This is a genomic window from Pseudomonas sp. P9_2 (genome assembly GCF_034008255.1).
In the GTDB taxonomy this organism is placed as follows: Bacteria; Pseudomonadota; Gammaproteobacteria; order Pseudomonadales; family Pseudomonadaceae; genus Aquipseudomonas; species Aquipseudomonas synxantha_A.
Genome location: NZ_CP125376.1, coordinates 5121282 through 5147452, shown reverse-complemented (window position 1 = coordinate 5147452; position 26171 = coordinate 5121282). Strand labels below are relative to the sequence as shown.

Here is a 26171-nt window from a genome sequence, read left to right as displayed (position 1 = left end):
GCGCATGAGTTACGCCGAACTGCATTGCCTGTCCAACTTCAGCTTCCAGCGCGGTGCCTCCAGTGCACTGGAGCTGTTCCAGCGGGCCAAACACCAGGGCTACAGCGCCCTGGCAATCACTGATGAATGCACCTTGTCGGGCATCGTACGGGCCTGGCAAGCAGCGAAAGCGGTGGATTTGCCGCTGATTATCGGCAGTGAAGTGCGCATCGAAAACGGCCCCAAACTGGTGCTGCTGGTGCAAGACCTCAACGGCTACCAGCATCTGTGCCGTCTGATCACCCTGGCCCGTCGCCGCGCTGAAAAAGGCCGTTACCGCCTGCTGCAGGAAGACTTCGAGCAACCATTGCCCGGCCTGTTGGTGCTGTGGGTGGCGCAGGACCATGACACCCAGGCCTCGATCCAATGGCTGTGCCGCACTTTCAACGGGCGCCTGTGGCTGGCAGTGCAGTTGCATTGCGGCCAGGACGATGGGCGTCACCTGGAGCAGCGCCTGAACCTGGCCGCCCGGTTGCAGATCCCGGCGGTGGCTTGCGGCGATGTGCACATGCATGCTCGTGGCCGCCGTGCCCTGCAAGACACCATGACCGCTATCCGTCATCACGTCGCGGTGGCCAACGCCGGTACCTTGTTGCATCCCAATGGCGAGCGGCACTTGCGCAGCCTCGATGCCCTGACCGCGCTGTACCCGCAAGCGCTGCTTGACGAAACCCTGGCGGTTGCGCGGCGTTGTACCTTCGACCTCAGCCAGTTGCGCTATCACTACCCACGCGAACTGGTGCCGACAGGTCATGACGCCGCCTCCTGGTTGCGTGCGGTGACCGAAGAAGGCATTGCCCGGCGCTGGCCCGAGGGCGTCGATGCCAAGACCTTGCAGCAGATCGACAAGGAACTGCTGCTGATCAGCGAGTTGGGCTATGAAAGTTATTTCCTCACGGTGCACGACATCGTGCGCTTCGCCCGCAGCCGCTCGATCCTGTGTCAGGGCCGTGGCTCGGCGGCCAATTCGGCGGTGTGTTTTGCCTTGGGTATCACCGAAATCAACCCGAGCTTGAGCGACTTGCTGTTCGAGCGCTTCCTCTCCAAAGAGCGCAATGAACCGCCGGACATCGACGTAGACTTCGAGCACGAGCGCCGCGAAGAAGTGCTGCAATACGTATTCCAGCGCTACGGCCGCAATCGTGCAGCGTTGACGGCGGTGGTCAGCAGCTACCACGCCGCCGGCGCAGTGCGCGATGTAGCCAAGGCCCTCGGGCTGCCACCAGACCAGATCAACGCGCTGGCCGACTGCTGCGGGCGCTGGAGTGATGACGCGCCACCTCTTGAACGCCTGCGTGAAAGCGGTTTCGATCCGGACAGCCCACTGCTGCGCCGCGTGTTGACGCTCACCCGGCAACTGATCGGCTTTCCCCGGCACCTGTCCCAGCACCCCGGCGGTTTCGTGATTTCCGAATACCCGCTGGACACCCTGGTGCCAGTGGAAAATGCGGCCATGGCCGAGCGCACCATCATCCAGTGGGACAAGGATGACCTCGACGCCGTCGGCCTGCTCAAGGTGGATATCCTCGCCCTCGGTATGCTCAGCGCAATCCGCCGCTGTTTCGATTTGCTGCGTCGGCATCGCAACCTGGATTTGAGCCTGGCAGGCATTCCAAAGGAAGATCCGGCAACCTACGCCATGATCAGCAAGGCTGACACCATCGGCGTGTTCCAGATCGAATCGCGGGCACAGATGTCGATGTTGCCCAGGCTCAAGCCGCAAACGTTCTATGACCTGGTGATCGAAGTCGCCATCGTGCGCCCCGGGCCGATTCAGGGCGGCATGGTGCATCCGTATTTGCGCCGCAGAAACAAAGAGGAAGCAGAAACCTATCCTTCACCCGAATTGGAGGCCGTGCTCAAACGCACCCTGGGTATCCCTTTGTTCCAGGAACAAGTGATGCAGATCGCCATGGTCGCCGCCGACTACAGCCCTGGCGAGGCCGACCAGCTGCGCCGCTCCATGGCCGCCTGGAAACGTCACGGCGGCCTGGAGCCGCACCAGAAGCGGCTGCGCGACGGTATGCTCGGCAACGGCTACACCGAAGCCTTTGCCGCGCAGATTTTCGAGCAGATCAAAGGCTTTGGCAGCTATGGTTTCCCCGAGTCCCACGCGGCCAGTTTTGCCCTGTTGACCTACGCCAGTTGCTGGCTCAAGTGCCATGAGCCGGCGGCCTTTGCCTGCGCCCTGATCAATAGCTGGCCCATGGGTTTCTACAGCCCGGACCAGATCCTGCAGGACGCCCGGCGCCATCGCTTGCAGATTCGCCCGGTGGATGTGCAGGCCAGCGACTGGGATTGCAGCCTTGAGCCCATCGACGGCCAGCAACCGGCGATTCGTATGGGCTTGCGCATGATCTCGGGGTTTCGCGAGGACGACGGGCGGCGTATCGAAGCCGCACGCCAGCGGCAACCGTTCAGCGACATCGCCGACCTGGACGCACGCGCCGGCCTGGATGCCCGGGGCCAGGCGCTGCTGGCGGATGCCGGTGCCTTGCGCGCCCTGGCCGGCAACCGACACCAGGCGCGCTGGGACGTGGCCGGTGTGCACAAGCAGTTGGGCTTGTTTGCCGGCCAGCCAGGTCAGGATGAAACCGTGGTGGCATTACCCGCGCCCAGCGTAGGCGAGGACCTGCAAGCCGATTACGCCACGCTGGGCACCACCCTTGGGCCGCACCCCTTGGCCTTGTTGCGCGCCGAGCTGCGCAAGCGACGCTGCCGCAGTTCCCAGGAGTTGCTGGCGGTGGAGCATGGGCGCAATGTGAGCATCGCCGGGTTGGTGACCGGTCGCCAGCGCCCCGGTACGGCAAGTGGCGTGACCTTTGTCACCCTCGAAGATGAGTTCGGCAACCTCAATGTAGTGGTCTGGCGCGACCTGGCCGAGCGCCAGCGCCGGGCGCTGGTGGGGTCACGTCTGCTCAAGGTGGATGGGCGCTGGGAGGCGGTGGGCGAGGTGCGGCATTTGATCGCAGGGCGCTTGACCGATTTGACGCCGCTGTTGGATGGAATGGTGGTGCGCAGCCGGGATTTTCATTGAGTTCAGTGGTTTCTGCATTCCAGCGTTCACAAGATGAAACCATCCACCGTCGGCGCGCTCCAAAACTTGCGATCGTCTTCTCCTGCGCACAGAGCCCAATGATGCAATTTTTATCCAACCCCCACGGCTGTGAAGGCTGGGCCGGCGAAATGGCTCAGCGGATACGCACCTTTGACTGGTCAACTACCGACCTTGGCCCTTTGGATCAGTGGTCCACAAGCCTGGCTTGCACCGTGCAAATGATGCTGGCCTCACCCGTGCCGATGGTGATGCTGTGGGGGCGGGCGGGGTACATGATCTACAACGACAGCTATTCGGCATTTGCCGGCGGGCGCCATCCTTACCTGCTGGGTACGCCGGTGGAACTGGGCTGGCCGGAAGTGGCCGAGTTCAATCGGCATGTGGTGGATACGTGCCTGGCGGGCGGTACCTTGTCGTTCAATAACAAGGAACTGGTGTTGTCGCGGCACGGCCGACCGGAAAGCGTGTGGCTGGATCTCTACTACAGCCCGGTGGCGGGTGACAACCAGCAGCCGGCCGGCGTGCTGGCGATTGTGGTGGAAACCACCGAGCTGGTGAAGTCCGAGCGGGTGCGCCAGGAGCTTACCCATAATCTGGAGCAACGCGTGGCCGCCGAGGTGCAGGCGCGCTCTGCCGCCGAAGACCAGTTGCGCCAGTCACAAAAGCTGGAAGCGATTGGCGGCCTGACCGGGGGCGTGGCCCATGACTTCAATAACCTGCTGCAAGTGATCGCCGGCAATCTGCATTTGCTTGCCCGGCATGAGCCGGACAATTGCCAGGTGCAACGTCGCGTGACCGCGGCCATCGCGGCAGTCGAGCGCGGGGCCAAGTTGTCATCGCAATTGCTCGCGTTTGCCCGTCGCCAACCGTTATCACCCGCGGTGTACAACCCGCAGCGCATCTATGCCGGCCTGGGCGAGTTGCTGCAACGGGCGCTGGGGGAAACCATCCATATCGACGTGCAATTGCCCCTGGACTCCTGGTGCATCAATGTCGACCGCAACCAGCTGGAAAATGCCTTGCTCAACCTGGCAATCAACGCCCGGGATGCCATGCAGGGCGAAGGGGTGATTCGGATCACCGGGGAAAACATCATCCTCAACCCTGACGATTGCATCGGCAAAAGCATCAAGCCCGGCGAGTACGTGCGCCTGGCGGTGGCCGACACCGGTGTGGGCATGTCCCAGGCCACCCTCAAGCGCGCCTTCGAACCCTTCTTTACCACCAAACGCGAAGGCCACGGCACCGGTCTGGGGCTGAGCATGGTGTTTGGTTTTGTGCGCCAAAGCGGCGGCCACGTGGATATGTGGAGCGAGGAGGGCAAGGGTTCGGTTGTGCAGATGTATTTCCCCCACAGCCTGGAGCCCGAGTGCCTCGACGACTACAGTGACGTAGACCTGCAAGGAGGCGGCCAGGAAACCATCCTGGTGGTCGAGGACAACGAAGGCGTGCGCCTGACGGTGGTCGAGTTGCTGCAGCAGTCGGGTTACACCGTATTGACCGCCGAAGATGGCGACCGCGCGATGCAGGTGTTGCAGCGTGGCGCAGCGCCGGACTTGATCTTCACCGACGTGGTGATGCCAGGCCGGGTCAAGAGCACTGACCTGGCCACTTGGGCGCGTACGCAGAACCCGCCGGTGGCGGTGCTGTTCACCTCCGGCCACACCCGCGACATCCTGTCCTCCAATCATTTGCTCAGCGCCGACATCCACCTGCTGAGCAAACCCTACAGCCCCGAGGCCCTGACTCAACGCGTGCGCAGGGTGCTCAGTGCAAGACAAGGTTGCCCATGACATCACAGCGCAACATCCCTGCGGTTACCGCCCGGCAACCGGGCTTTGTCAGGGTGCGTGGCGCCCGTGAACATAATCTGCGTAACGTCGATGTGGATATTCCACGCGATGCCCTGGTGGTGTTTACCGGGGTATCCGGCTCCGGCAAATCGTCCCTGGCGTTTTCCACCGTGTATGCCGAGGCGCAGCGTCGCTATTTCGAATCGGTGGCGCCCTATGCGCGGCGCTTGATCGACCAGGTGGGCGTGCCGGATGTGGACAGCATCGAGGGCTTGCCGCCGGCGGTGGCCCTGCAACAGCAACGCGGCACGCCGAGTGCGCGCTCTTCGGTGGGCAGCGTCACTACCCTGTCGAGCTTGATCCGTATGCTGTATTCACGCGCCGGCAGCTACCCGCCGGGGCAGGCCATGCTGTATGCCGAGGACTTTTCCCCGAACCTGCCCCAGGGCGCGTGTCCGCAATGCCATGGCTTGGGTCGCGTGTATGAAGTGACCGAAGCGTTGATGGTGCCCGATCCGTCCTTGAGCATCCGCCAGCGTGCGGTGGCGTCCTGGCCGCTGGCCTGGCAGGGTCAGAACCTGCGCGACATCCTCGTGACCCTGGGCTATGACGTCGACATCCCCTGGCGTGACCTGCCGAAAAAACAGCGCGACTGGATCCTGTTCACCGAAGAAACCCCCACCGTGCCGGTATACGCCGGCTTCACCCCGCAGCAGACCCGCGATGCGTTGAAACGCAAGCTCGAACCCAGCTACCAGGGCACTTTCAGCGGCGCACGGCGCTACATCCTGCACACCTTCGCCCATACCCAAAGCGCACTCATGAAAAAGCGCGTGTCGCAGTTCATGCAGGGCAGTGCCTGCCCGTTATGCCACGGCAAGCGCCTGACTCAGGCGGCACTGTCGGTGAAGTTTGCCGGGGTGGATATCGGAGAGTTGTCGCAACTGTCCCTGGCGCAATTGGCTCAATTGCTGCGGCCGGTGGCGGCGGGGCAGGACAAGATGAAATTGTCGGTGGAAAAGCGCCTGGCAGCCCAACGCATCGCCCAGGACTTGCTCGAACGGGTGAACACCCTGATCGAATTGGGCCTGGGCTATCTGTCGCTGGAGCGCAGCACGCCGACCTTGTCCTCCGGGGAGTTGCAGCGTTTGCGCCTGGCGACCCAGCTGGGCTCGCAGTTGTTCGGTGTCATCTATGTGCTGGACGAGCCCTCGGCGGGCCTGCATCCGGCGGATGGCGAAGCGTTGTTCAGTGCGCTTGAGCGCTTGAAGGCCGCGGGCAATTCATTGTTTGTGGTGGAGCACGACCTGGAAACCATGCGCCGCGCCGACTGGTTGATCGACGTGGGCCCGGCTGCCGGTGAACATGGCGGGCAGGTGCTGTACAGCGGGCCGCCTGCGGGGTTGGAGGCTATCGAGGCGTCGCAGACCCGTGAATACCTGTTTGCTCCACAGCGCCCGGCCAACGTGGCGCGGCGCGCGCCCACTGCCTGGCTGAAGCTCGAAGGCGTGACGCGCAATAACCTCGATGACCTGAAGGTGGACTTCCCGCTGGGCTGCTTTACCGCGGTAACCGGAATTTCCGGCTCGGGCAAATCCAGCCTGGTCAGCCAGGCGTTGCTGGAACTGGTGGCCACGGGCCTTGGGCGCGTGCTGGAAAATGACGACGAGCCAAGCCTGGAAGACGCTGCACCGCAAGCCAGTGGCGGGCGCATCAGTGCCGGGTTGGAACACATTCGCCGCCTGGTGCAGGTGGACCAGAAACCTATCGGCCGCACGCCGCGCTCTAACCTGGCGACCTACACCGGGTTGTTCGACAACGTGCGCAAGCTGTTCGCCGCTACGCCGGCGGCCAAGAAACGCGCTTACGACGCCGGGCAGTTTTCGTTCAACGTCGCCAAGGGGCGGTGCCCGAACTGCGAGGGTGAAGGCTTTGTCAGCGTTGAACTGCTGTTTATGCCCAGCGTGTACGCGCCGTGCCCCACCTGCCACGGTGCACGCTACAACCTTGAAACCCTGGCGATCAAATGGCAGGGTTTGAACATCGCTCAGGTGCTGGGGCTGACGGTCGAGCAGGCAGTGGACGTCTTTGCCGAGCAGCCTGGCGTACTGCGCTCGTTGCAGGTGCTGCGCGATATCGGCCTGGGCTATCTGCGCCTTGGCCAGCCGGCCACCGAACTGTCCGGCGGTGAAGCCCAGCGCATCAAGCTCGCCAGCGAACTGCAACGCAACGCCCGCGGCGCTACGTTGTATGTGCTCGACGAGCCGACCACCGGCTTGCACCCCAAGGATGTCGACCGCTTGCTCAGCCAGTTGAATCAACTGGTCGATGCGGGGCATACCGTGGTTGTGGTCGAGCATGAGATGCGCGTGGTAGCCCAGAGTGACTGGGTGATTGATATCGGGCCGGGGGCAGGGGACCGGGGCGGGAAGGTGGTGGCGTGTGGTACGCCGCACAAGGTTGCGAAAAGCAAGCACAGCCGAACCGCGCCTTATCTAACCCAGGCGCTGATCTAGCAGTTGTTGATGACCAAATGTGGGAGGGAGCAAGCCCCCTCCCACATTAAGCCCAGTGTTAGTCAGTGAGGTTATGCTGGATCTGCTCCTTGGCCAGCTTCACCACATTCTCCACGGTAAATCCGAACTTCTCCTGCAACTTGGCCAATGGCGCCGACGCGCCAAAGCTGTTCATCACCACTTTGGCACCGGTTTGCAGGACATAGCGATCCCAACCCAGGGGCCCCGCCTGTTCCACCACCACCCGCGCTTTTATCGCAGGCGGCAAGACGCTGTCGCGGTAGGCTTGATCCTGGTCTTCAAACAACTCCCAACTCGGCATCGATACCACTTGCGCAGCCACGCCTTCGCCCTTGAGTTGCTCGTAGGCAGCCACCGCCAGGCTGACCTCACTGCCTGTCGCGATCAGAATGACTTCAGGCTTATCCGCAGCGGCCAATACATAGGCACCTTTGGCCGCACCGGAGGCGCACGCATACTGGGTGCGGTCCAGGGTCGGCAGCGCCTGGCGCGACAGCACCACGCAGCTCGGCCGATCGGTCTGCGCCAGGGCCACCTTCCACAACTCCAGGGTTTCATTGGCGTCGCCCGGGCGTAGGGTCAGCAGCCCCGGCGTGGCGCGCAGTTGGGTCAGGTGTTCGATCGGTTGGTGCGTCGGCCCGTCTTCACCCACGCCGATGGAATCATGGGTAAACACGAAAATCACCGGCAATTCCATGATCGCCGCCAGGCGGATCGGTGGTTTCATATAGTCGCTGAACACCAGGAAGGTCGAGGTGTACGGGCGCAGGTAGGACAGTGCCATGCCATTGGCAATGGCGCCCATGGCGTGCTCGCGGATGCCGAAGTGCAGGTTTCGCCCGCTGTAGTCATCGGCGCTGAAGCGCCCGGCGCCGTCGAACGTCAGGTTGGTTTTGGTCGACGGCGACAGATCCGCCGAGCCGCCCAGCAACCAGGGGATCTGTTGGGCGAAGGCATTCAATACCTCGCCGCCGGAGGCCCGGCTGGCGACGCCCTTGGCATCGGCGGCGAAGCTGGGCAGGTGCGCCTGCCATTGCTCGGGCATTTCGCCGGCGCGCATTCGGTGCAGTTCATCGGCACGTTGCGGGTCGAGGGATGCCAGGGTCTGGTTCCATTCGGCGAACAGCGGTTCGGCGCGTTCGTAGAGGGCATCACGCAGTACCGTGCGGGCTTCGTCGGGCACCAGGAAGCTCGAATCCTGCGGCCAGCCATAGGCAGCCTTGGTCAGGCGAATCTCGTCTTCGCCCAGAGGCTCGCCGTGGGCGGCTGCGGTGTTGTGCTTGTGCGGCGAGCCATAGCCGATCACGCTGTCGACCACGATCAGGGTCGGCGCGCCGGTATTGGCCTTGAAGGTTTCCAGCGCCACGCTCAACGCCTGCAAGTCATTGGCGTCGGTGACGTGCTGGGTGTGCCAGCCGTAGGCCTGGAAGCGCTTGATCACGTCTTCGCTGAAGGCCAGTTCAGTGTGCCCCTCGATGCTGATGGTGTTGTTGTCGTAGATCCAGCACAGGTTATCCAGCTTCAAGTGGCCGGCCATCGAGGCCGCCTCGCTGCTGATGCCTTCCATCATGTCGCCGTCACCGCACAGGGTGTAGACGTCGTAGTCGAACAGCACCTGGCCGTCGCGGTTGAAGCGTTCGGCCAGCCAACGCTGGGCCATGGCCATGCCCACGCTGTTGGCGCAGCCCTGGCCGAGCGGGCCGGTGGTGGTTTCCACGCCGGTGGTCATGCGGTATTCGGGGTGGCCTGGGGTCTTGGAACCCATCTGCCGGAACTGCTTGATATCGTCGAGGCTGATGGCCGGCTGGCCAGAGCGCTGGCCGTGGGCGTCAATCTCCACCACACCGGCCAGATGCAACAGCGAATACAGCAGCATCGACGCATGCCCCACTGACAACACAAAACGGTCACGGTTAGGCCAATCGGGATGTTCGGGGTGATAACGCAGGAAGCGACTCCACAACGTATAACCCACCGGCGCCAGGCCCATGGGCGTGCCCGGATGCCCGGAATTGGCCTTCTGTACAGCGTCCATGGCCAGGGTGCGAAGCGTGTTGATGCATTGAGTGTCGGCAGCAGTGGCAGCGTGATTCATGAAACCTGTCTCCCTCGGGTGGCGATCTACAGTGGAGGGCAGGGCACGGCAAAGGTTTGATCCCATCGCAGGCTGCACGACGAACGGGACTGTATTGACCTCAAACATGACAAGACCCATTGGAATGGGCTAGCTTCAAGGGCGTAGACCATTGATCAATTTGTGGAGGTACGCCATGCCAGTGAAACACGACCTGTATCAGGACTTGGGTTTGAGCAAGGAAGACGTTCACGAACGCAGGGCGAACGATAAACGACTGGATTCGCTGCTCGCGCAATATGATGAAGCTGACACAAAGGTGCTGAAGGCAGAAAAAGCCAGTGCCAGTGATGAGGACGTAGAAAACCTGAAGAAGAAACGGCTGCTGATCAAGGACGAAATCGTCGGGCGATTAGGCTAGGCGCAAAACGGCAATATTTGTTCAGATTTGTATGCGGGACATCGCAGGACTGTGTCTTTATGATGCGCCCCGTCCACCCGGCTCTGGGGACTGTTGCGGCGCAAGGATTGTGCCGCTGAGCCGGGGAGGACACCCTATTTCAGGCCAGCAGTGTGCCCAGACATTCATCAATGGAACGCTGCTGCGTCTCGCCGTAAAGCTGCAACTCATCAATCGTCTTGCGCCCCAGCGCCTGTTCGAATTGCGCCTGGTTGGCGTTGGCCGCGTAATGACTTTGCGCCGCATCCCCCAGGTTTGACTGGAAGATCCCCGCCGCACTCACCGGCAGAAAATCCTCATACACCAATGGCTCCACCGCCACGTGATCGGCGTTGACCAGCGCTTGCAAAGTTCGCGGCTGCTCGGGCTGGCCGCGTGCCGCCAGGCCCTTGGCTGTAACGAAGTAACGAAAGTACGCCAGGCCCTGCTCGCGCATCTGTGCGGGGGTATCCGGGAACGCCGTAAAGTGCCGTTCCATCAATTGCACATAACGCTCGGCGTTGGCCTCGTTGGGGAACGCTCCGAGTTCATCGCGGGCGGCGTTCAGCAGTTGGTCGTACAGGGCGCGGCCTTTAGGCGTGAGCGCTACACCGCGTTGTTCGATTTCGCCAAAGCGTGCGCTGTGGCTGCCGTGGGCGTCGGTGAACGCGATAGGTTCGTCGAGCGCCTTGAAGCTGGTCTGGCGCAGCAGGATCGGGCAATGGCGCCGGGGTGGGCCTTCGATCACGGCTTTGGGCGTAATGCCTTTGCCGGGCATGGCGGCCTGTACCTGGTCGATGTCCAGGGTGCGTGGCGTGAGATGGTTGATATGCGGGCCCCTGAAGGCGACCACGTCGGCGATCAGGCGGTGCTGGTTGCTCAGTTGCTCGTATTGCGCGCCTGTCACGGTGGCGGTGTTATGCCAGCGGAACGTCTCCAGCGCCTCGTCGATGAAAGCCTGGGCGTCGCGGGCATTCAAGCCGCCCTGTGTTTCGGCCTGTTCGATCAGCGCCAGGGCGCCGGGGGTGAAGATCGAACGCTTGGCCAGGGCACTTTCGGCGAAGGCGCGCAGCTCCAGGTTTTCGATCAGCTCCAGGCGCAGCAGCGAGGTGAACACCCGGAACGGGCTGGTTTGCAGCGCGTGTTCATGCACGGCGCGAAAGGCCGTGGAATGCACCGGCACGCCGGCGGGGGTGAGGTCGTAGTAGCCCACCGGTTGCATGCCCATCACCGCGAACAGGCGGCTGATGGTCGCCAGTTCTGCGGCAGTGCCCAGGCGGATAGCGCCATGGCGCTCCATGTCCAGGCGCTGGATTTCTCCGGTACGCTGCAACTGCTGCACCAGCTCAGGTTGGCTGTCGAGTACGCGTGCATTGGTTTGGGCCACCAGTTCCAGCAGCGCGCCGTACAGAGGTACTTCATCGCGGTACATGTCGGACATGGCCTTGGAAAAGCCCTTGCGGATCTCATCGGGGCTGACATGTGCAGTGGCGTGCATAGAAAAATTCCTGATGGCTGTGGCGAGCAAAATGACCTTTGCCCGATTTTGTTGAGGCGCAGGCCGGCTTGCAAACGAAGATTCTTCTGGACTTCATTCTGCAAATGAATGAGATGCCATGAACAGGAGCAAACCCAGCCCCAGCGGCTTGTCAACGCCAGGTGCTTTGAGTCTTCATGTGCAACCGGGCCCCATTGGGTTCTACACTGCGCCTCACTGTGTAGGTGATGGAGGACTCAATGACGGCCGTACCCGCAAACCGCCTGCTTGACACGATTGAAGGCCAGCGCCTGGCGACGCAAGATGCCGAGCGTTGGCGTGAGTGGGGCCCGTACTTGAGCGAACGCCAATGGGGCACCGTGCGCGAAGACTACAGCGCCGATGGCGACGCCTGGGCCTACTTCCCCCATGAACAGGCGCGCAGCCGCGCTTATCGCTGGGGCGAGGACGGCCTGGCCGGTTTCAGCGACAAGGCACAACGCTGGTGCCTGGGCCTGGCGCTGTGGAACGAACGGGATGCGATCCTCAAGGAGCGCCTGTTCGGCCTCAATAACGCTGAAGGCAACCACGGGGAAGACGTCAAGGAACTGTACTTTTTCGTCGATGGCGTACCGAGCCATGCCTACATGCGCATGCTCTACAAATACCCCCATGCCGCCTTTCCCTATGCCGACCTGATCGCTGAAAACGCTCGCCGTGGGCTGGGCGATACCGAGTATGAAATCCTTGATACCGGCGTGTTTGAAGACAACCGTTACTGCGACATCAGCGTCGAATACGCCAAGCACCAGCCCGACGATATTTTCATGCGTGTCACCGTGCACAACCGCTCGGAGCAGCCGACACGTCTGCAGGTGCTGCCCCAGTTGTGGGCGCGCAATGACTGGAGCTGGACCTTTGATGCGCCCAAACCCAGGTTGACGCTGGACGGCGACCGCGTGCTGGCCCGTCATCATGAGCTGGACGATCGCCAGCTCAGCGCCTGGGGACAGGATGGGGTGCAATGGTTGTTCTGCGAAAACGAGAGCAACTTCGCCAAGCTGAGCGGGCAGCCGACGTCCGGGCCGTTCAAGGATGGCATCAACGATTACGTGGTGGAGGGTGATCAAGGGGCCATTCGCGGTGACGCGGGCACCAAGGTGGCGGCGCGATTCAGTCTTGAATTGGCGGGCCTGGAAAGCAAAAGCCTCTATCTGCGCTTTGCCCCTGTGGACGCGCCCCAGGTCAACGCTCGCAAGCTGTTTGAACAGCGCCGCCAGGAGGCCGATGACTTCTACGCAGCCCTGCAACAGGGGATCGCCGATGACGATGCGCGCAATGTGCAGCGCCAGGCCCTGGCCGGCTTGCTGTGGTCCAAGCAGTTGTACTATTTCGACGTCAACCAGTGGCTCGACGGTGATCCGGCCCAGCCTGCGCCGCCGCCCGAGCGCCTGCATATCCGTAATACCCATTGGCGGCACCTGTCCAATTTCGACATCCTGTCCATGCCCGATACCTGGGAATACCCGTGGTATGCCTCCTGGGACCAAGGCTTCCAGGCGGTGGCCATGGCGCTGATCGATCCCGGCTATGCCAAGCAACAGCTGCTGTTGCTGGTTAAAGATCGTTTCATGCACCCCAACGGCCAATTGCCCGCCTACGAATGGCGCTTCGACGATGCCAACCCGCCAGTGCATGCCTGGGCCAGCTGGCGCGTGTATCAGCAGGACAAGGCGCTGACCGGCGTGGGCGATATGGACTTTCTGGAGCGGATCTTCCACAAGCTGCTGCTGAATTTTTCCTGGTGGGTCAACCGCAAGGACGCCGAAGGCCGCAACCTGTTCCAGGGTGGTTTTCTGGGCCTGGACAATATTGCTTTGTTCGACCGCTCGGCCACGCTGCCACCGGGTTACCAGTTGGACCAGGCCGATGGCACTGCCTGGGTCGCGGCCTATGCCCTGGACCTGATGCGCATCGGGCTGGAGCTGGCCAAGCGCAACGCCGTGTACGTGGACATTGCGGTAAAGTTTTTCGAGCACTTCCTGTATATCGCCGGCGCCATCAACCGCGTCGATGACAGTGCCGAAGGCTTGTGGGATGAGCAGGACCTGTTCTTCTACGACGTACTGCACCGTCCCGACGGCCAGAGCGAACCGGTGCGTTTGCGGTCTATCGTCGGCCTGATGCCGCTGTTCGCCGTGCTGGTGCTGGAACAGCGCGAACATGAAGGCTTGGAAGGCCTGCGCGAGCGTCTGCTGGGGTTTATGCATCACCGGCCGGACCTGGCCAAATTGGTCTCACGCTGGAACGAACCGGGGCAGGGCAATCGCCTGCTGCTGGCGTTGCTGCGTGGCGAGCGTACCAAGGATTTGCTGCACCGCATGTTGGATGACCAGGAGTTCTTGTCGACCTTCGGTGTGCGCGCCTTGTCCAAGACCTTTGCAGAGCAACCCCTGGCGCTGAAGATGAATGGCGATACCCTGTGCGCCAGTTACCAGCCCGGCGAATCCGACTCTCGCCTGTACGGCGGCAACTCCAATTGGCGCGGGCCGCTGTGGATGCCGGTGAACTACATGCTGATCGAATCGCTGCGTGAATTTCACCGCTACTACGCGGATAACTTCTCAGTGGAATACCCCACAGGCAGCGGCTATCTGGCGTCGCTGGAAGACGTGGCCGACAGCCTCAGCCAGCGCCTGATCGGATTATTCCTGCGCGATGAAAATGGCCTGCGGCCATCCATGGCAGGGTATGCGCAGCTGGAGGCGGACCCGGCCAGCCGCGATCTGGTGTTGTTTCATGAATACTTTCATGGCGAGACAGGGCGAGGGTTGGGGGCGTCGCACCAGACGGGGTGGAGCGCCCTGGTCGCCTTGCTGCTGCAGCCAAAGGTCTAGCACCCATGGCGCGCATAGGCATCGGTAGCTACACCCCTTTGGCGCCGCGCCGCGTGCGCTCGATCTCTTCAAGCAAGCCATCTATGCCCGCCAGGCGTGCGCGGTTGTCATGTTCCCAAGGGTGAAACCCCGGTTTGAAATAATGCAGCCACGGCCTGAGCATCCGCGGGAATACGCCCTTGGGGCCGTACAAGTACTTGACCATGCGCCACAGCCCCTTCAACGTGCCGCCCGAGGTGCGGTCGGCAATCAGCAGCCGCACGTGGAAGTCCAGCACCACTAGCCAGAACATGACGGTGGTGGTCAGCATGGTGCCGGTGCGCAGCAGGTAGCGTGCGGGGCCAGGTTTGATCACCTGGTTCCATACATCGAAGGCTACGGCTTTATGTTCGGTTTCTTCCAAGGCGTGCCAGTACCACATCTGCTGGTAACCCTTGAGTGAATCACCAAAGCGCGAGGGGTCGCTCAACAGGATTTCCGCCAGCATCGCAGTGTAGTGCTCAAGGGCGATGGTCACCGCCAGGTTGAACGACGGCGGCAGGTGTTTCTTCTGCAAGTCGAGGAAGAACTTCAGGCGTCGGTCGAGGGTGTGCGCCGGCAAGCCCGCCGCTTGCAGCAGGTCGTTATAGGCCACATGTTCGCGGCTGTGCATGGCCTCCTGGCCTATGAAACCCTGGATTTCCTTTTTCAGTTCGGGATCGTCGATCTGCCCGCGGTAGTGGCGCACGCTGTCCATGAAAAACAGCTCGCCCTGGGGAAACAGCAACGACAGGGCGTTGAAGAAGTGGCTGATCACCGGCCCTTGTTCATGCCAGTCTTTGATGCGCTCGGCAGGCAAGGCAAAACGGATATCGCGACGGATCGGCAACATGCTGCGTCCTCCTGTTCAGAGATGGGACTGGTCGTTGGTTTCAAAGACCTGTGTGCGCGGCTTGGGCGCCATGCGTTTGCTGGCAAACACCACCAGTGCCTGATAGGCCGAAGGCAGGCAACGGGCGAGCAGGTCGAGAAAATAGGCGTCGCGGCCGATCAGCACACGGCGCTTGTTTTTGCGTACACCTAGCAGGATCACTTTGGCGGCCTGGTCGGCGTCGGTAATGAACAGCTTTTCGAAATCGGCGCGGGCCTGTTGTTCGCTGTGGATGAGGAAACCGGTCATGTTCGCGTCGATGCGGCTGCTGCGGCAGATATCAGTACGAATACCACCGGGGTGCACACAGGTGGCCGATACGCCGCAGCGTTGCAGGTCGAGTTCCTGGCGCAGGGCCTCGGTGAAGCCGCGTACAGCAAACTTGGTGGCGTTGTAACCGCTCATGCCGGGTTGGGCGAACAGGCCGAACACGCTGGAAGTATTGACTATGTGGCCTTCGCCGCTGGCCTTGAGATACGGCAGGAACGCCTTGGTGCCATGCACCACGCCCCAGAAGTTGATGCCGACGATCCATTCCAGGTCGGCGTAGTCCACGCCTTCGACGGTACTCGACAGCGCCACCCCGGCATTGTTGAACACCAGGTTGACCTGGCCATGTTCCGCGGCACAGCGTGCAGCCCAGTCCTGCATGGCTTGGCGGTCAGAGACGTCCAGCACCTGCGTGGTAACGGTCACGGGCGACAAGGTCGATGTGCGGATCAGCTCCAAGGTCTGTTCCAACCCCTGGCTGTTCTTGTCGGCCAAAGCCAGGTGGCAGCCTTCGCGTGCCAAGGCTAAAGCCAATGCGCGGCCCATGCCGGAGGCTGCACCGGTGATCGCCGCAACGCGGCCATTGAATGACTTCATGACAGGCTGCCTTCTGTGGCGGAGTGAGGGGCTGGTACGGGACGTGGCAGAGCGGGCGCCGGCAACGGGCTGGCGACGTAGTCCTTGAGCGCAAAGTGACGGGTGAGCTGTTTGAAACGCCAGGTAGAACCGGGCCACAGCGTGGTGTTCTTGCCGGTGCGTGGGTCCAGGTACCAGCTCTGGCAGCCGCCGGTGTTCCAGATGGTGCGCTTGAGTTTGTCCTGCAACTGGTGGTTGTAGGCGTGCTCTACAGCGGGTTTGACCTCGACCGTGGCAATGCGCTGGCGCCGCATATGTTTCAAGGCATCGAGGATGTAGGTGACCTGAGCTTCGATCATCAGGATCATCGAGTTATGCCCCAGGCCGGTGTTGGGCCCGACGATCAGAAACAGGTTGGGATAGCCCGGCACGGTAGTGCCTTTGAAGGCATGGGCGCCGTCGCTCCAGGCGTCCATCAGGTCGATGCCGTCGCGGCCGATGATGCAGTCTCGCGGCAAGGGGTCGCTGGCCTGGAAACCGGTGCCGAAGATCAGGCAGTCAGCGGGATGCTTGATCCCGTCGGCGGTGATCACACCGTCCGCCTCGATGCGCAGCACCCTGTCGGTGACCACCTCGACATTACTGCGCGTCAGCGCCGGGTAGTAGTCATTGGAGATCAGCACGCGCTTGCAGCCGATGGTGTAGTCCGGCGTCAGCGTCCTGCGCAGGGAAGGGCGGGCCACTTGTTTGCGCAGATGCCGCAGGGCGATTTTCTGCACCATCTTCATCAGGCGTGGGTGCAAGGCAAAACCCACCACCCGGCCTTCCAGTGCCCAATAAAACGCGCCGCGCACCAGCTTTTGGGTGAACGGCAGGTGTTTGAACAGCCAGCGTTCAAGCGTTGAAATCGGCCGGTCCGGTTTGGGCATGATCCAGGGCGGCGTGCGCTGGAACAGGTCCAGGTGCGCCACCTGTGGCGCGATCTGCGGCACGAACTGGATGGCACTGGCGCCGGTGCCGATCACGGCCACGCGCTTGCCTTTCAACGAGTAGTCATGGTCCCACTGCTGGGAGTGAAAACGCTTGCCCTTGAAGCTGTCCAGCCCCGGAATATGCGGCAGCGCCGGGCGAGACAGCCCGCCCATGCCCGAGACCAGCACCCGTGCGCTGACTTGGCGGCCATTGCTGAAGCTCAGGTGCCAGCGCTGCTGTTGCTCATCAAACACCGCACGTTGCAGGGCCATGCCAAAACGCAGGTAGGGCGCCAGCTCAAAACGTGTGGCGCAGTGTTCCAGATAGGCGCGGATCTCAGGTTGTGTCGCGAACTGTCGCGACCAGTCCGGGTTGGGCGCGAAGGAAAATGAATACACATGGGACTGCACGTCACAGGCGCAACCCGGGTAGTGGTTATCGCGCCAGGTACCGCCGAGGGTCTCGGCCTGTTCGGCGATGAAGAAGTCGGTGAGCCCGGCCTCCTTGAGCTTGATTGCCATACACAGGCCAGCGAACCCCGAGCCAATGATGGCAATGTCAATCGAATCACTGTGGGCAGTCATGGGCGTGCCTCATCGATAGATAGAAAGCGGGTGGGCATCGGATGTGCTCCTCTTTTTGTTTTGTCTTTTAGATAGAACACCATTGCAAAGGAAAATTGAATTAATTATTTTAAAAAAGATTTTAAATAATCTACCTGAAAATTTCGCCTACGCTAGGACCTTGTTCCGCATGTGCGATTTGTCCGACGGACGAGCGTGGTATGCAGGGCGCCCAGGTCCAAGGGGTGGACGATGGCTGAGGCCTTGATCAATTCCGGTCGGGTCGCCAGCAGCAGGGAAGCAGAGGACCGAGCTATGGCTGTGGAATGGGTTGTCGCTGCGGGTGTGCTGGCCGGCGCCAGCGTGGCGTTATGGGGCTTGAGTGCCTGGATGACGCGGCGCATTGAAGCGCGGGTTCCGATCAACGGGCGTTTCGTCGAGGTGGATGGCGAGCGCTTTCATTATGTCGAAGAGGGCAAGGGTCCGCCGCTGGTGATGATCCACGGGCTGATGGGCAGCAGCCGTAACCTCACGTATGCCTTGTCCGGTCAGTTACGAGAGCATTTTCGCGTGATCACCGTTGACCGGCCGGGGTCCGGCTATTCCAGCCGACACAGCGGCACGGCCGCAGACTTACCGGGTCAGGCCCGACAAATCGCGGCCTTTATCAACACGCTCGACTTGGGCAAGCCATTGGTACTGGGCCATTCCCTGGGTGGCGCGATTGCTCTGGCGCTGGCCCTCGACCATCCCCATGCGGTGTCCGGGCTGATACTGGTAGCGCCCCTGACCCACCCGCAACGCATGTTGCCGCTGGTGTTCCTGTCATTGGCGGTGCGCCCGGCCTGGCTGCGACGCTGGATGGCCCACACCCTGACGATGCCCGTCGGCCTGCTGAGTAAAAATGCGGTGGTCAAAGGCGTTTTCGCCCCCGATGCCGCACCGCCGGACTTCGCCACCCGGGGCGGCGGGCTGCTGGGCATGCGTCCGGACAACTTCTATGCCGCGTCCACCGAAATCAACCAGGTCAACGACCACCTGCCCGACATGGTCAAGCGCTACCCGCAACTGACCTTGCCCATCGGGCTGATCTATGGCACCCGCGACAAGGTGCTCGACTTTCAGAAACACGGCCAGGCACTGGCGAGCAAGGTGCCAGGGCTGAAAATGCAAGTGGTCGAAGGCTGTGGGCATATGTTGCCGATCACCGCGACAGAGCGGGTGGCGGCGCTGGTGGAGCAGGTCGCCAAGCGCGTCCGGCCCGGGGCAGGCATCAGGCTGTTGCACCCACCCAAGGCCCTGGCGAGTAGATAAGGGTGCACCCGACTTGCGGTTCAAAGGCGTTGATGCCTGCCCTAGACACCTGACCAGACGGCTGAAAAGAGACTGCCCGGTCACGGTAACAAGGGCTGGAGAAACTAGTTGACGACCTAACGATTCCGCGCTATTTATTTAAAAAAATTATTTCAATGTGTAATTTGAAATTATTTTTGAAATGCCTAAGAGCGAATAAAATAATGAAAAAAACGTCTTTTATCGCATGGTTGATTTCTCGGGGCAGTCAGCGCTCCGTAAACCTGTTTGCTGCCCCAATGCACACCGAATGTGTACGGAGGTTGCCATGAATCAGACCCTGGCCGCCCCGCACGTCTGGACCGACGGTAAGCGCCACCTGTGGTGGCTCGGCATCATGCCACTGGCAACCCCCTTGCTCTCCGGCGCCCTGGCGATCGGTACCGGCGTACAGCAATTGTGGTGGGTGGGTGTGCTGGTGATCTTCGGCCTGATCCCCCTGATCGACGGCCTGCTCGGCGAAGATGTCAGCAACCCGCCTGAATCTGCCGTCAGCAACCTTGAATCCCAACGTTACTATCGCTGGATCGTCTACACCGGCGTGCTGTTTGTGATCTCTTCAGTGATTATCACCGGCTGGCTGGCCGCCGGTGGCATCGACTGGATCATCAACGGCGGCCTGCTGAACGCCACGGCCACACTTGAGCCGTCGAGCTGGCTGGCCAAGGCTGCTGCATTCGTCACCGCACGCACTGAACTGCATGGCCACATCAGCGTGTTCACTTACCTGGGTATGGCAATGTCCACCGGCGCTGCCACGGGTATCGCGATCAACACCGCCCATGAACTGGGGCACAAACCCAAGCCCCTGGAAGTGTTCCTGGCCAAGGTCACCCTGGCGCCGACGTTCTACGGGCACTTCTACACCGAACATAACCGCGGCCATCACGTTCGGGTCGCCACCCCGGAGGATCCCGCCAGTTCGCGGCTGGGGGAAAGTTTTTGGGCATTCCTGCCGCGTTCGGTGTGGTTCAGCGCCGTGTCGGCCTGGAACCTGGAGCGCGAACGCCTGCGCAAACTCGGTTTGCCGGCCTTGCACTGGAAGAACGCCGTGCTCAGTGCCTGGATGTACAGCGTGGTGTTGTGGGGCGCGATGATTGCCTGGTTGGGCGCGGCGGTGATTCCGTTCCTGATCATCCAGGGCATCTACGGGTTTTCGTTGCTGGAAGTGGTGAACTACGTCGAGCATTACGGCCTCAAGCGCCAGAAGTTGCCCAATGGCCGTTACGAACGCTGCTCGCCGCGCCATTCATGGAACAGTAACCGGATTGTCACCAATATCTTCCTGTTCCAACTTCAGCGGCATTCCGATCACCATGCCAACCCCACGCGCAGTTATCAGTCGTTGCGCCACTTCGATGAGTCACCGCAACTTCCGTATGGTTACGCGAGCATGATTGTCTGGGCCTATGTGCCTTACTTGTGGCGACGTCGTATGGACCATCGGGTACTCAATCATTACGCCGGGGATATCACCCTGACCAATCTTCAACCGTCACAGCGTTTGAAGTATCTGGAGAAGTACAGCAACAGCGCCAAGCCGTTTTGAAATGAAGTAAGCAGTACGGGCGTACTCGGGATCTGTGTATCGCGCAGGTCCTTGTCGCCCCCAGTATCAGGTGCAAGAACGTGGTTTGACCCTACAAAAATAATTTCAAGGGAAGGACGTACACCATGCAAAGTTCTGCCAAGTTCACCGCCCACATCCTGCTGGCAGCGATGGGCCTGATTGTCTATCACCAGGCCCAGGCTGCCCGTATCGAACCTGCCGGCAGTGCCTTCACGGCTCAAGGGCCCATCAGCTTCTCCAAAGGCAAGCTGATCAGCGCCGACTGCACTATCAAGGTGGCCGGCAAGGTTGCAGCCGATGGCTCATCGGTGAATGTCGATAAAGTCGAGTTCGACGGTGGCCTCAAATGCAGCCGTGTCGAAGCGATCAACTTGCCCTGGGTGTTGGTCGCCAAAGATACAAAGAGTGGCTCGATGTCCAGGATCAGTGTCGATGTGCACGCCTTTGGCCTGGGCGGCAAGTGCGGCCCTTCAACCGCCGACGGTACTTGGGACAACGCCACCGGCAAGTTGGAAGCCGCCAATGTTGCTATTGGCGAAGACTGCAAGATCAACACGGTATCCATCAAGATGCCGGCCAACTTCAAAGTGGTCGAATAAACCGTTCCAACTGTTGCAGCGGTAAATGCATTGAAATTTGGCTGGAAAGGGAAGTTCTGCAGTTTCACCGTGACCTCTCGATCATGGCCATTACCCCTGGCGAAATGAATCGCCATAACATGTGAGGAAAAACAATGAAAAGCTTGAAAACTCTCGTGTCGCTCTCTGCCTTGGCTGTTTGCATGGGTGCTGCCTCCATGGCCAACGCCTATAGCATCACGCCGGTTAATTCTAACTTCACTGCGCCTGGCACCATTTCGGTGAAATCACCGTCGTCCTATCAGGCCACCGTTAACTGCACCGCGAACTTTACCGGCAACGTAGATGCCACTGGGGTAGCAAAAATCACCGGAGTAACGGTCAGCGGCAGCGGCCTTTGCGCATTGCCGAAAATCACTGGGTTGCCATGGACATTGACCGCCACCGGCCCAACCGCAGGTTCGGTCGCCAATGTTGGCTATACCATTGCCTCATCGGTTCTGTACCCGGCATCCAACTGTGGCCCATCGACCATCACCGTGGGCTACAGCGGTGGGGTGCTGACGGCGGCCAACCAAGGGCTTAGCGGCAGCTGCACCGTGGTGAGCTTGAGCGTGACCCCAAGCCCAACCTTCACCATCGTGCCTTGATGGCAGGTTGAAATGCGGGGTTGATCACCTGCTCAAAAACTGGCGCCTGAACCAGGCGCCAGTTCACCAATGGCCTGGCAGCAAGACGAACCGGCAGGGCCGGCTCAGAGAGATAACAATAAGGAGTGCCGCATGAATAATAAGAAACAACAGGTGTTGCTGGGGCTGGCACTGATAGGAGGTGCGATAGTTACCGCGCCTGTGCAGGCTGGCGGTTTTTCTACCCCTACTTACGGCGCGCCCGGTTGGGGCAGGGCGTTTGCCGGTGGCTCGTTATTCAAGAACGACCCTAGCTCGGCCTATAACAACCCGGCCGCCATGGCGTTTGTCGAACACAACGTCGCGCAATTCACGGTCGACTATGCGCGGATCAAGATCAAGTACAAAGGCAATGCCTCTGACTATGCCGGCAACCCGATTTCCAGTACGCCGTTGGACGAGAATGGTTTTCCCGACGGTGCAGCGACCGCGGTCAATAACAATGATGGGGGCCAGGGTGGCTTCACTGCCTGGCTGCCGACTGGCTTCATGGTGATGCCACTGGGCGATCGGTTCGCCTTCGGCTTGAGCCAGGTCGTGCCCCAGGGCATGCGCTCCACCTGGGATGAAGACTCCAAAGTGCGCGATTTTGCCGTGGATACCAAAATCGAAACCGTCGGGTTGACGGGCTCGTTGTCTTTCAAAGTCAACGACCAGTTTTCTATCGGTGGCGGCATGATCGTGCAACACAGCAAGGGGTTCGTCAGCCAGAACGTCGACCTGTTGTCTGCGGCGGCGGTGTCCGATTCCGAGCTGGGCGGCATCAATTTCCCGTCCGATGTGGGGCACGCGTTGATGCGCGTCAAGGTCGACAATATCTCGACTGGCTGGTTTGCCGGCGTGGTGTGGAAACCCACTGAACGCGACACCTTGGGCTTGAATTACCACGCCAAGATCAAAAACAAGATGACCGGCAAATACAACCTGTATGCCGATCAGTTTTCCTACAACCTCATGACGCAACCCAGCCCATTCGGGGGCACCGGCACGTTGGTCAACACCGCGTATCCAGGCCTGGAACTGGCACCAAATGGCGCCCATGCCAGTGTCCAGCTGGACATTCCTGCCACCGCCGGCCTGGACTGGGTGCATCAGTTCAATGATCGCTTGACCCTGGGCGCAAGCGTGACGTGGACCGAATGGTCATCGTTCAAGGACCTGACGCTCGACTCCGGAGACATGCGGATTGTCTCCATTCCCTACAACTACAAGAACACCTGGATGTACTCCCTCGGCGGTGATTATCGTGCGACCGATGAGCTGACCTTGCGAGCCGGTGTGGCGATTGATCAGACACCGACACGTAACTCCACCCGCGACCCACGGATTCCGGACGGCGACCGCACGTTCCTTTCCCTGGGGGCGGGTTACGACGTCAAAGCCGTCAAGGGGCTGAGCCTGGACGTGGCCTATTCCCACCAGTTCGTGCAGAAGGTCAACCTCAAGACCAAGAACATCGATCGCCTTGGCGGTGCGAGCCTGGATGGCAAGGCCGAGTCTTCCGGGGATGTAGTGAGTTTGTCGGCAACCTACGCGTTCTAGCGATACATGCGCAGAATGGAGGAGGGCGGCAAGCGCATCTTGCTGCCTTCCCCCAGGGCTTTTTTCTGACGGGCTTTGATGTTTCTCGGTAGTCCTTGAGCAGGCTGATTCGGTCAGCCATTTTTTTCGCCCAAGGATTAAATAAAAATTTCAAAACAAAATTTGAATTTAGTCTTTCAAGTTTGTAGTGTGGTTTTACGCCGCCGCGCAGCTCGACCTGCCTGTGCTCTGGCCACATCCCGAATCAAGTAGAGGTATCCCTATGCTTATCTGGTTATTGGTGGGTTTCGCAGCAGCGATTGCCCTGGCGTATCGACAAGCCGCCGCTACCCTGTGGCTGGTCACTGGCCTGGTTTGGCTGGCAGCGGGTTACCTGTTCAACGTCGTGGCCGGCCTGGGCACCGCCGTCGCGGCGGTACTGGTGGTGTTACCGGCCCTGGTGCTGGCGCTCAAACCCCTGCGCCGCACGCTGTTGACCAGCAAGGCCCTGGGCCTGTTTCGCACGATCATGCCGGCGATGTCCGACACCGAGCGTGCGGCCATCGAGTCCGGCACTGTGTGGTGGGATGCCGAGCTGTTCAGCGGCAAGCCCAACTGGCAGCGCCTGTTGCAAGCCGCGCCGGCCAGCCTGAGTGCGGAGGAGCAAGCCTTTCTCGACAATGAGGTCGAAACCCTGTGCGACATTGCCAACGACTGGGAAACCACCCAAGTCTGGCAGGACATGTCCCCCGAAGGCTGGCAATACACCAAGGACGCCGGGTTCCTCGGCATGATTATTCCCAAGCAATACGGAGGCAAAGGCTTCTCCCACTACGCCCACTCCCAGGTGGTGATGAAGCTGTCGACTCGCTGCTCGGCGGCGGCGATTTCGGTGATGGTGCCCAACTCCCTGGGCCCGGCCGAATTGCTGCTGCATTACGGCACCGACGCCCAGCGCAATTACTACCTGCCGCGCCTGGCGCGGGGTGAAGACATCCCGTGTTTTGCCTTGACCAGCCCGTATGCCGGCTCTGACGCGGGTGCGATCCCGGACCTGGGCATTGTCTGCAAAGGTCTGCACGAAGGCGAAGAAGTGCTGGGTTTCAAAGTGACCTGGGACAAGCGTTACATCACCCTTGGCCCGATTGCCACGGTACTGGGCCTGGCATTTCGCGCCGAAGACCCGGACGGCCTGCTTGGCGCGGCCGGTTCCCTGGGAATTACCTGTGCGTTGATCCCGACTTCTCATCCCGGGGTGAACAGCGGTCGTCGTCACTGGCCGCTGAATGCGGTGTTCCAGAACGGTCCTACCACCGGCAAGGACGTATTCATTCCACTGGAGTGGGTGATTGGCGGCCGTGAACAAGTCGGCAACGGCTGGCGCATGTTGATGGAGTGCCTGGCCGCGGGCCGGGCGATTTCCCTGCCTTCGGCGAACGTTGGCCTGGGCAAGGTCGCCGTGCGCGGCACTACGGCCTATGCGGCGATGCGCAAGCAGTTCGGCTTGCCCATCGGCAAGTTCGAAGGGGTGCAAGCTCCGTTGGCGCGCATGGCCGGGCATCTGTATGCCTGCGATGCGGTGCGCAAGGTGTCGGTAGCGTCCCTGGATGCCGGCGAGAAACCTTCAGTGATCTCGGCCATTGCCAAATACCACGTCACTGAGCGCGCGCGCATCATCGTCAACGACGGCATGGACATTGTCGCCGGCAAGGGCATCTGCATGGGGCCCAATAACTTCCTCGCCCGTGCCTATCAGCAAAGCCCCATCGCCATTACGGTGGAAGGCGCCAACATCATGACCCGCTGCCTGATCATCTTTGGCCAGGGCCTGATTCGTTGCCACCCCTATGTGTTGCGCGAAATGGAAGCGGCGCGCAACCCGGACCGGCGCAAGGCGCTGGAAGACTTCGACAGCGCGATGTTCGGCCATGTGAGTTTTGTACTGGCCAACACCGTGCGCGCAGCCGTGCATTCCCTGACTGGCGGGCGCCTGCTTGCCGCGCCAGCCAAGACCGACCCGGCGCTGGCGTCCTACTACCGTCAGGCCAATCGGCTGTCGGTGGTGCTGGCGTTGATCTCGGACATTTCCATGGGCGTGCTCGGGGGTGCCCTCAAGCGCAAGGAAAGTATCACCGGGCGTTTGGGGGATATTCTGTCGCAGCTGTACATCCTGTCGTGCGTGCTCAAGCGTTTCGAGGACGACGGCCGGCCCCAGGCAGATCTGCCGCTGGTGCATTGGGCGGCGCAGGACGCGTTGCTGCGCGCCCATGAAGCCTTGGCCGAAGTGCTCGACAACTACCCGTCGAAACCAGCGGCGACGGTGGTGCGCGCGTTGAGTTTTCCGTTTGGCATTCCCCTGCACAAACCGTCGGATCGTCTGTTGGCGCAAGTGGCCGATGTGGTGCAAACCCCTGGGGAAACCCGCGACCGCTTGCTGGCCAATTCCTACATACCGCGCCCGGAAATCGACAAGCTGGCCTACGGCGAATTGGGCTTTCGTTTACTGCCACAGGTGGAGTCGATCGAGGCTCGGCTTAAACCCGCCATCAAGCAAGGTTTGCTTGGCCCGCTGCCGATTTCGGCCACGGCCTTTACCGAATGGCGCGTCAAGGCGCGGGCGCTGGACTTGATCAGCGACGACGAGGACGCCTTGCTGGGCCGCTATGTGGAATACGCCGACCACGGTATCCAGGTGGATGACTTCCCCCAGGACTTTGGTTTGCTGGAGGCGTTGCAGCAGCGCAAGCAGGCGCTCGAACCGACCGCCAAACGGCGCAGCAGCCAAAGCGAAAACGCCCCGGTGAATTGACAGTGTGGGAGGGGGCTTGCCCCCTCCCACATTTGATTGGGTTTAC

The 26171-nt window shown here is 61.1% G+C and carries 16 protein-coding genes; 11 read left to right on the top strand and 5 right to left on the bottom strand.

The window, feature by feature from the left end:
- Positions 1-4: 4 nt before the first annotated feature.
- The 3 genes from QMK52_RS22775 to uvrA all read left to right on the top strand — a co-directional run bounded on the left by QMK52_RS22775 (position 5) and on the right by uvrA (position 7406).
- A complete protein-coding gene (locus QMK52_RS22775) occupies positions 5-3076 on the top strand; it encodes an error-prone DNA polymerase (RefSeq protein WP_320403457.1) in 3072 nt (1023 codons plus the stop codon).
- Between the two features lie 101 nt (positions 3077-3177).
- Positions 3178-4890 carry an ATP-binding protein gene (locus QMK52_RS22770; RefSeq protein WP_005787802.1) on the top strand — a complete coding sequence of 571 codons (1713 nt, stop codon included), beginning with the start codon at positions 3178-3180 and terminating at the stop codon, positions 4888-4890.
- Complete coding sequence (gene uvrA, locus QMK52_RS22765) at positions 4887-7406, top strand: excinuclease ABC subunit UvrA (RefSeq protein WP_320403456.1); 2520 nt, start codon at positions 4887-4889, stop codon at positions 7404-7406. The genes QMK52_RS22770 and uvrA overlap by 4 nt, the downstream gene beginning before the upstream one ends.
- A gap of 58 nt (positions 7407-7464) precedes the next feature.
- Here the strand turns inward: uvrA and tkt are convergent, their stop codons facing one another.
- Positions 7465-9522, bottom strand: coding sequence for a transketolase (tkt, locus tag QMK52_RS22760; protein ID WP_320403455.1), 2058 nt, complete (start codon positions 9520-9522; stop codon positions 7465-7467).
- A 175-nt stretch (positions 9523-9697) separates the two neighbouring features.
- Between tkt and QMK52_RS22755 the strand changes: the two genes are divergently transcribed.
- Positions 9698-9922 carry a YdcH family protein gene (locus QMK52_RS22755; protein ID WP_320403454.1) on the top strand — a complete coding sequence of 75 codons (225 nt, stop codon included), beginning with the start codon at positions 9698-9700 and terminating at the stop codon, positions 9920-9922.
- Positions 9923-10061: 139 nt separating this feature from the next.
- On the opposite strand, the gene QMK52_RS22750 is transcribed toward QMK52_RS22755, so the two are convergent.
- Positions 10062-11438 (bottom strand): VOC family protein, encoded by a 1377-nt coding sequence (locus tag QMK52_RS22750; RefSeq protein WP_005787810.1) that lies wholly within the window; start codon positions 11436-11438, stop codon positions 10062-10064.
- Positions 11439-11677: 239 nt separating this feature from the next.
- Between QMK52_RS22750 and QMK52_RS22745 the strand changes: the two genes are divergently transcribed.
- Positions 11678-14314 (top strand): MGH1-like glycoside hydrolase domain-containing protein, encoded by a 2637-nt coding sequence (locus tag QMK52_RS22745; RefSeq protein ID WP_194440566.1) that lies wholly within the window; start codon positions 11678-11680, stop codon positions 14312-14314.
- Positions 14315-14342: 28 nt separating this feature from the next.
- Here QMK52_RS22745 and QMK52_RS22740 read toward each other — a convergent pair whose 3' ends face one another.
- Genes QMK52_RS22740 through QMK52_RS22730 form a run of 3 tightly spaced genes read right to left on the bottom strand, consistent with a single transcriptional unit; the run spans position 14343 to position 17626 of the window.
- Positions 14343-15185, bottom strand: a complete 843-nt coding sequence (locus QMK52_RS22740) for a metal-dependent hydrolase (protein ID WP_005787814.1) — start codon at positions 15183-15185, stop codon at positions 14343-14345.
- Positions 15186-15200: 15 nt separating this feature from the next.
- Positions 15201-16091: an SDR family NAD(P)-dependent oxidoreductase gene (locus tag QMK52_RS22735; RefSeq protein WP_005787815.1), complete on the bottom strand. Its 891-nt coding sequence runs from the start codon at positions 16089-16091 to the stop codon at positions 15201-15203.
- Positions 16088-17626: a flavin-containing monooxygenase gene (locus QMK52_RS22730; protein WP_005787817.1), complete on the bottom strand. Its 1539-nt coding sequence runs from the start codon at positions 17624-17626 to the stop codon at positions 16088-16090. Before QMK52_RS22730 ends, QMK52_RS22735 begins: the two co-directional genes overlap by 4 nt.
- A gap of 294 nt (positions 17627-17920) precedes the next feature.
- Here QMK52_RS22730 and QMK52_RS22725 point away from each other — a divergent pair, with 294 nt between their 5' ends.
- From QMK52_RS22725 to QMK52_RS22700, 6 genes are all read left to right on the top strand, one after another.
- Complete coding sequence (locus QMK52_RS22725; RefSeq protein WP_320403453.1) at positions 17921-18919, top strand: alpha/beta hydrolase; 999 nt, start codon at positions 17921-17923, stop codon at positions 18917-18919.
- Positions 18920-19226: 307 nt separating this feature from the next.
- Positions 19227-20507: an alkane 1-monooxygenase gene (locus QMK52_RS22720; RefSeq protein ID WP_005787821.1), complete on the top strand. Its 1281-nt coding sequence runs from the start codon at positions 19227-19229 to the stop codon at positions 20505-20507.
- A 125-nt stretch (positions 20508-20632) separates the two neighbouring features.
- Entirely contained in the window at positions 20633-21127 is a 495-nt protein-coding gene (gene praA, locus QMK52_RS22715) for an alkane oxidation protein activator PraA (RefSeq protein ID WP_005787823.1), read from the top strand.
- 134 nt (positions 21128-21261) lie between these two features.
- Positions 21262-21756: an alkane oxidation protein activator PraB gene (gene praB / locus QMK52_RS22710; protein WP_005787825.1), complete on the top strand. Its 495-nt coding sequence runs from the start codon at positions 21262-21264 to the stop codon at positions 21754-21756.
- Between the two features lie 132 nt (positions 21757-21888).
- On the top strand, positions 21889-23337 hold the full coding sequence (locus QMK52_RS22705) for an outer membrane protein transport protein (protein WP_005787826.1): 1449 nt from the start codon (positions 21889-21891) through the stop codon (positions 23335-23337).
- Between the two features lie 262 nt (positions 23338-23599).
- Entirely contained in the window at positions 23600-26125 is a 2526-nt protein-coding gene (locus QMK52_RS22700; protein WP_122732924.1) for an acyl-CoA dehydrogenase, read from the top strand.
- Positions 26126-26171 lie beyond the last annotated feature (46 nt).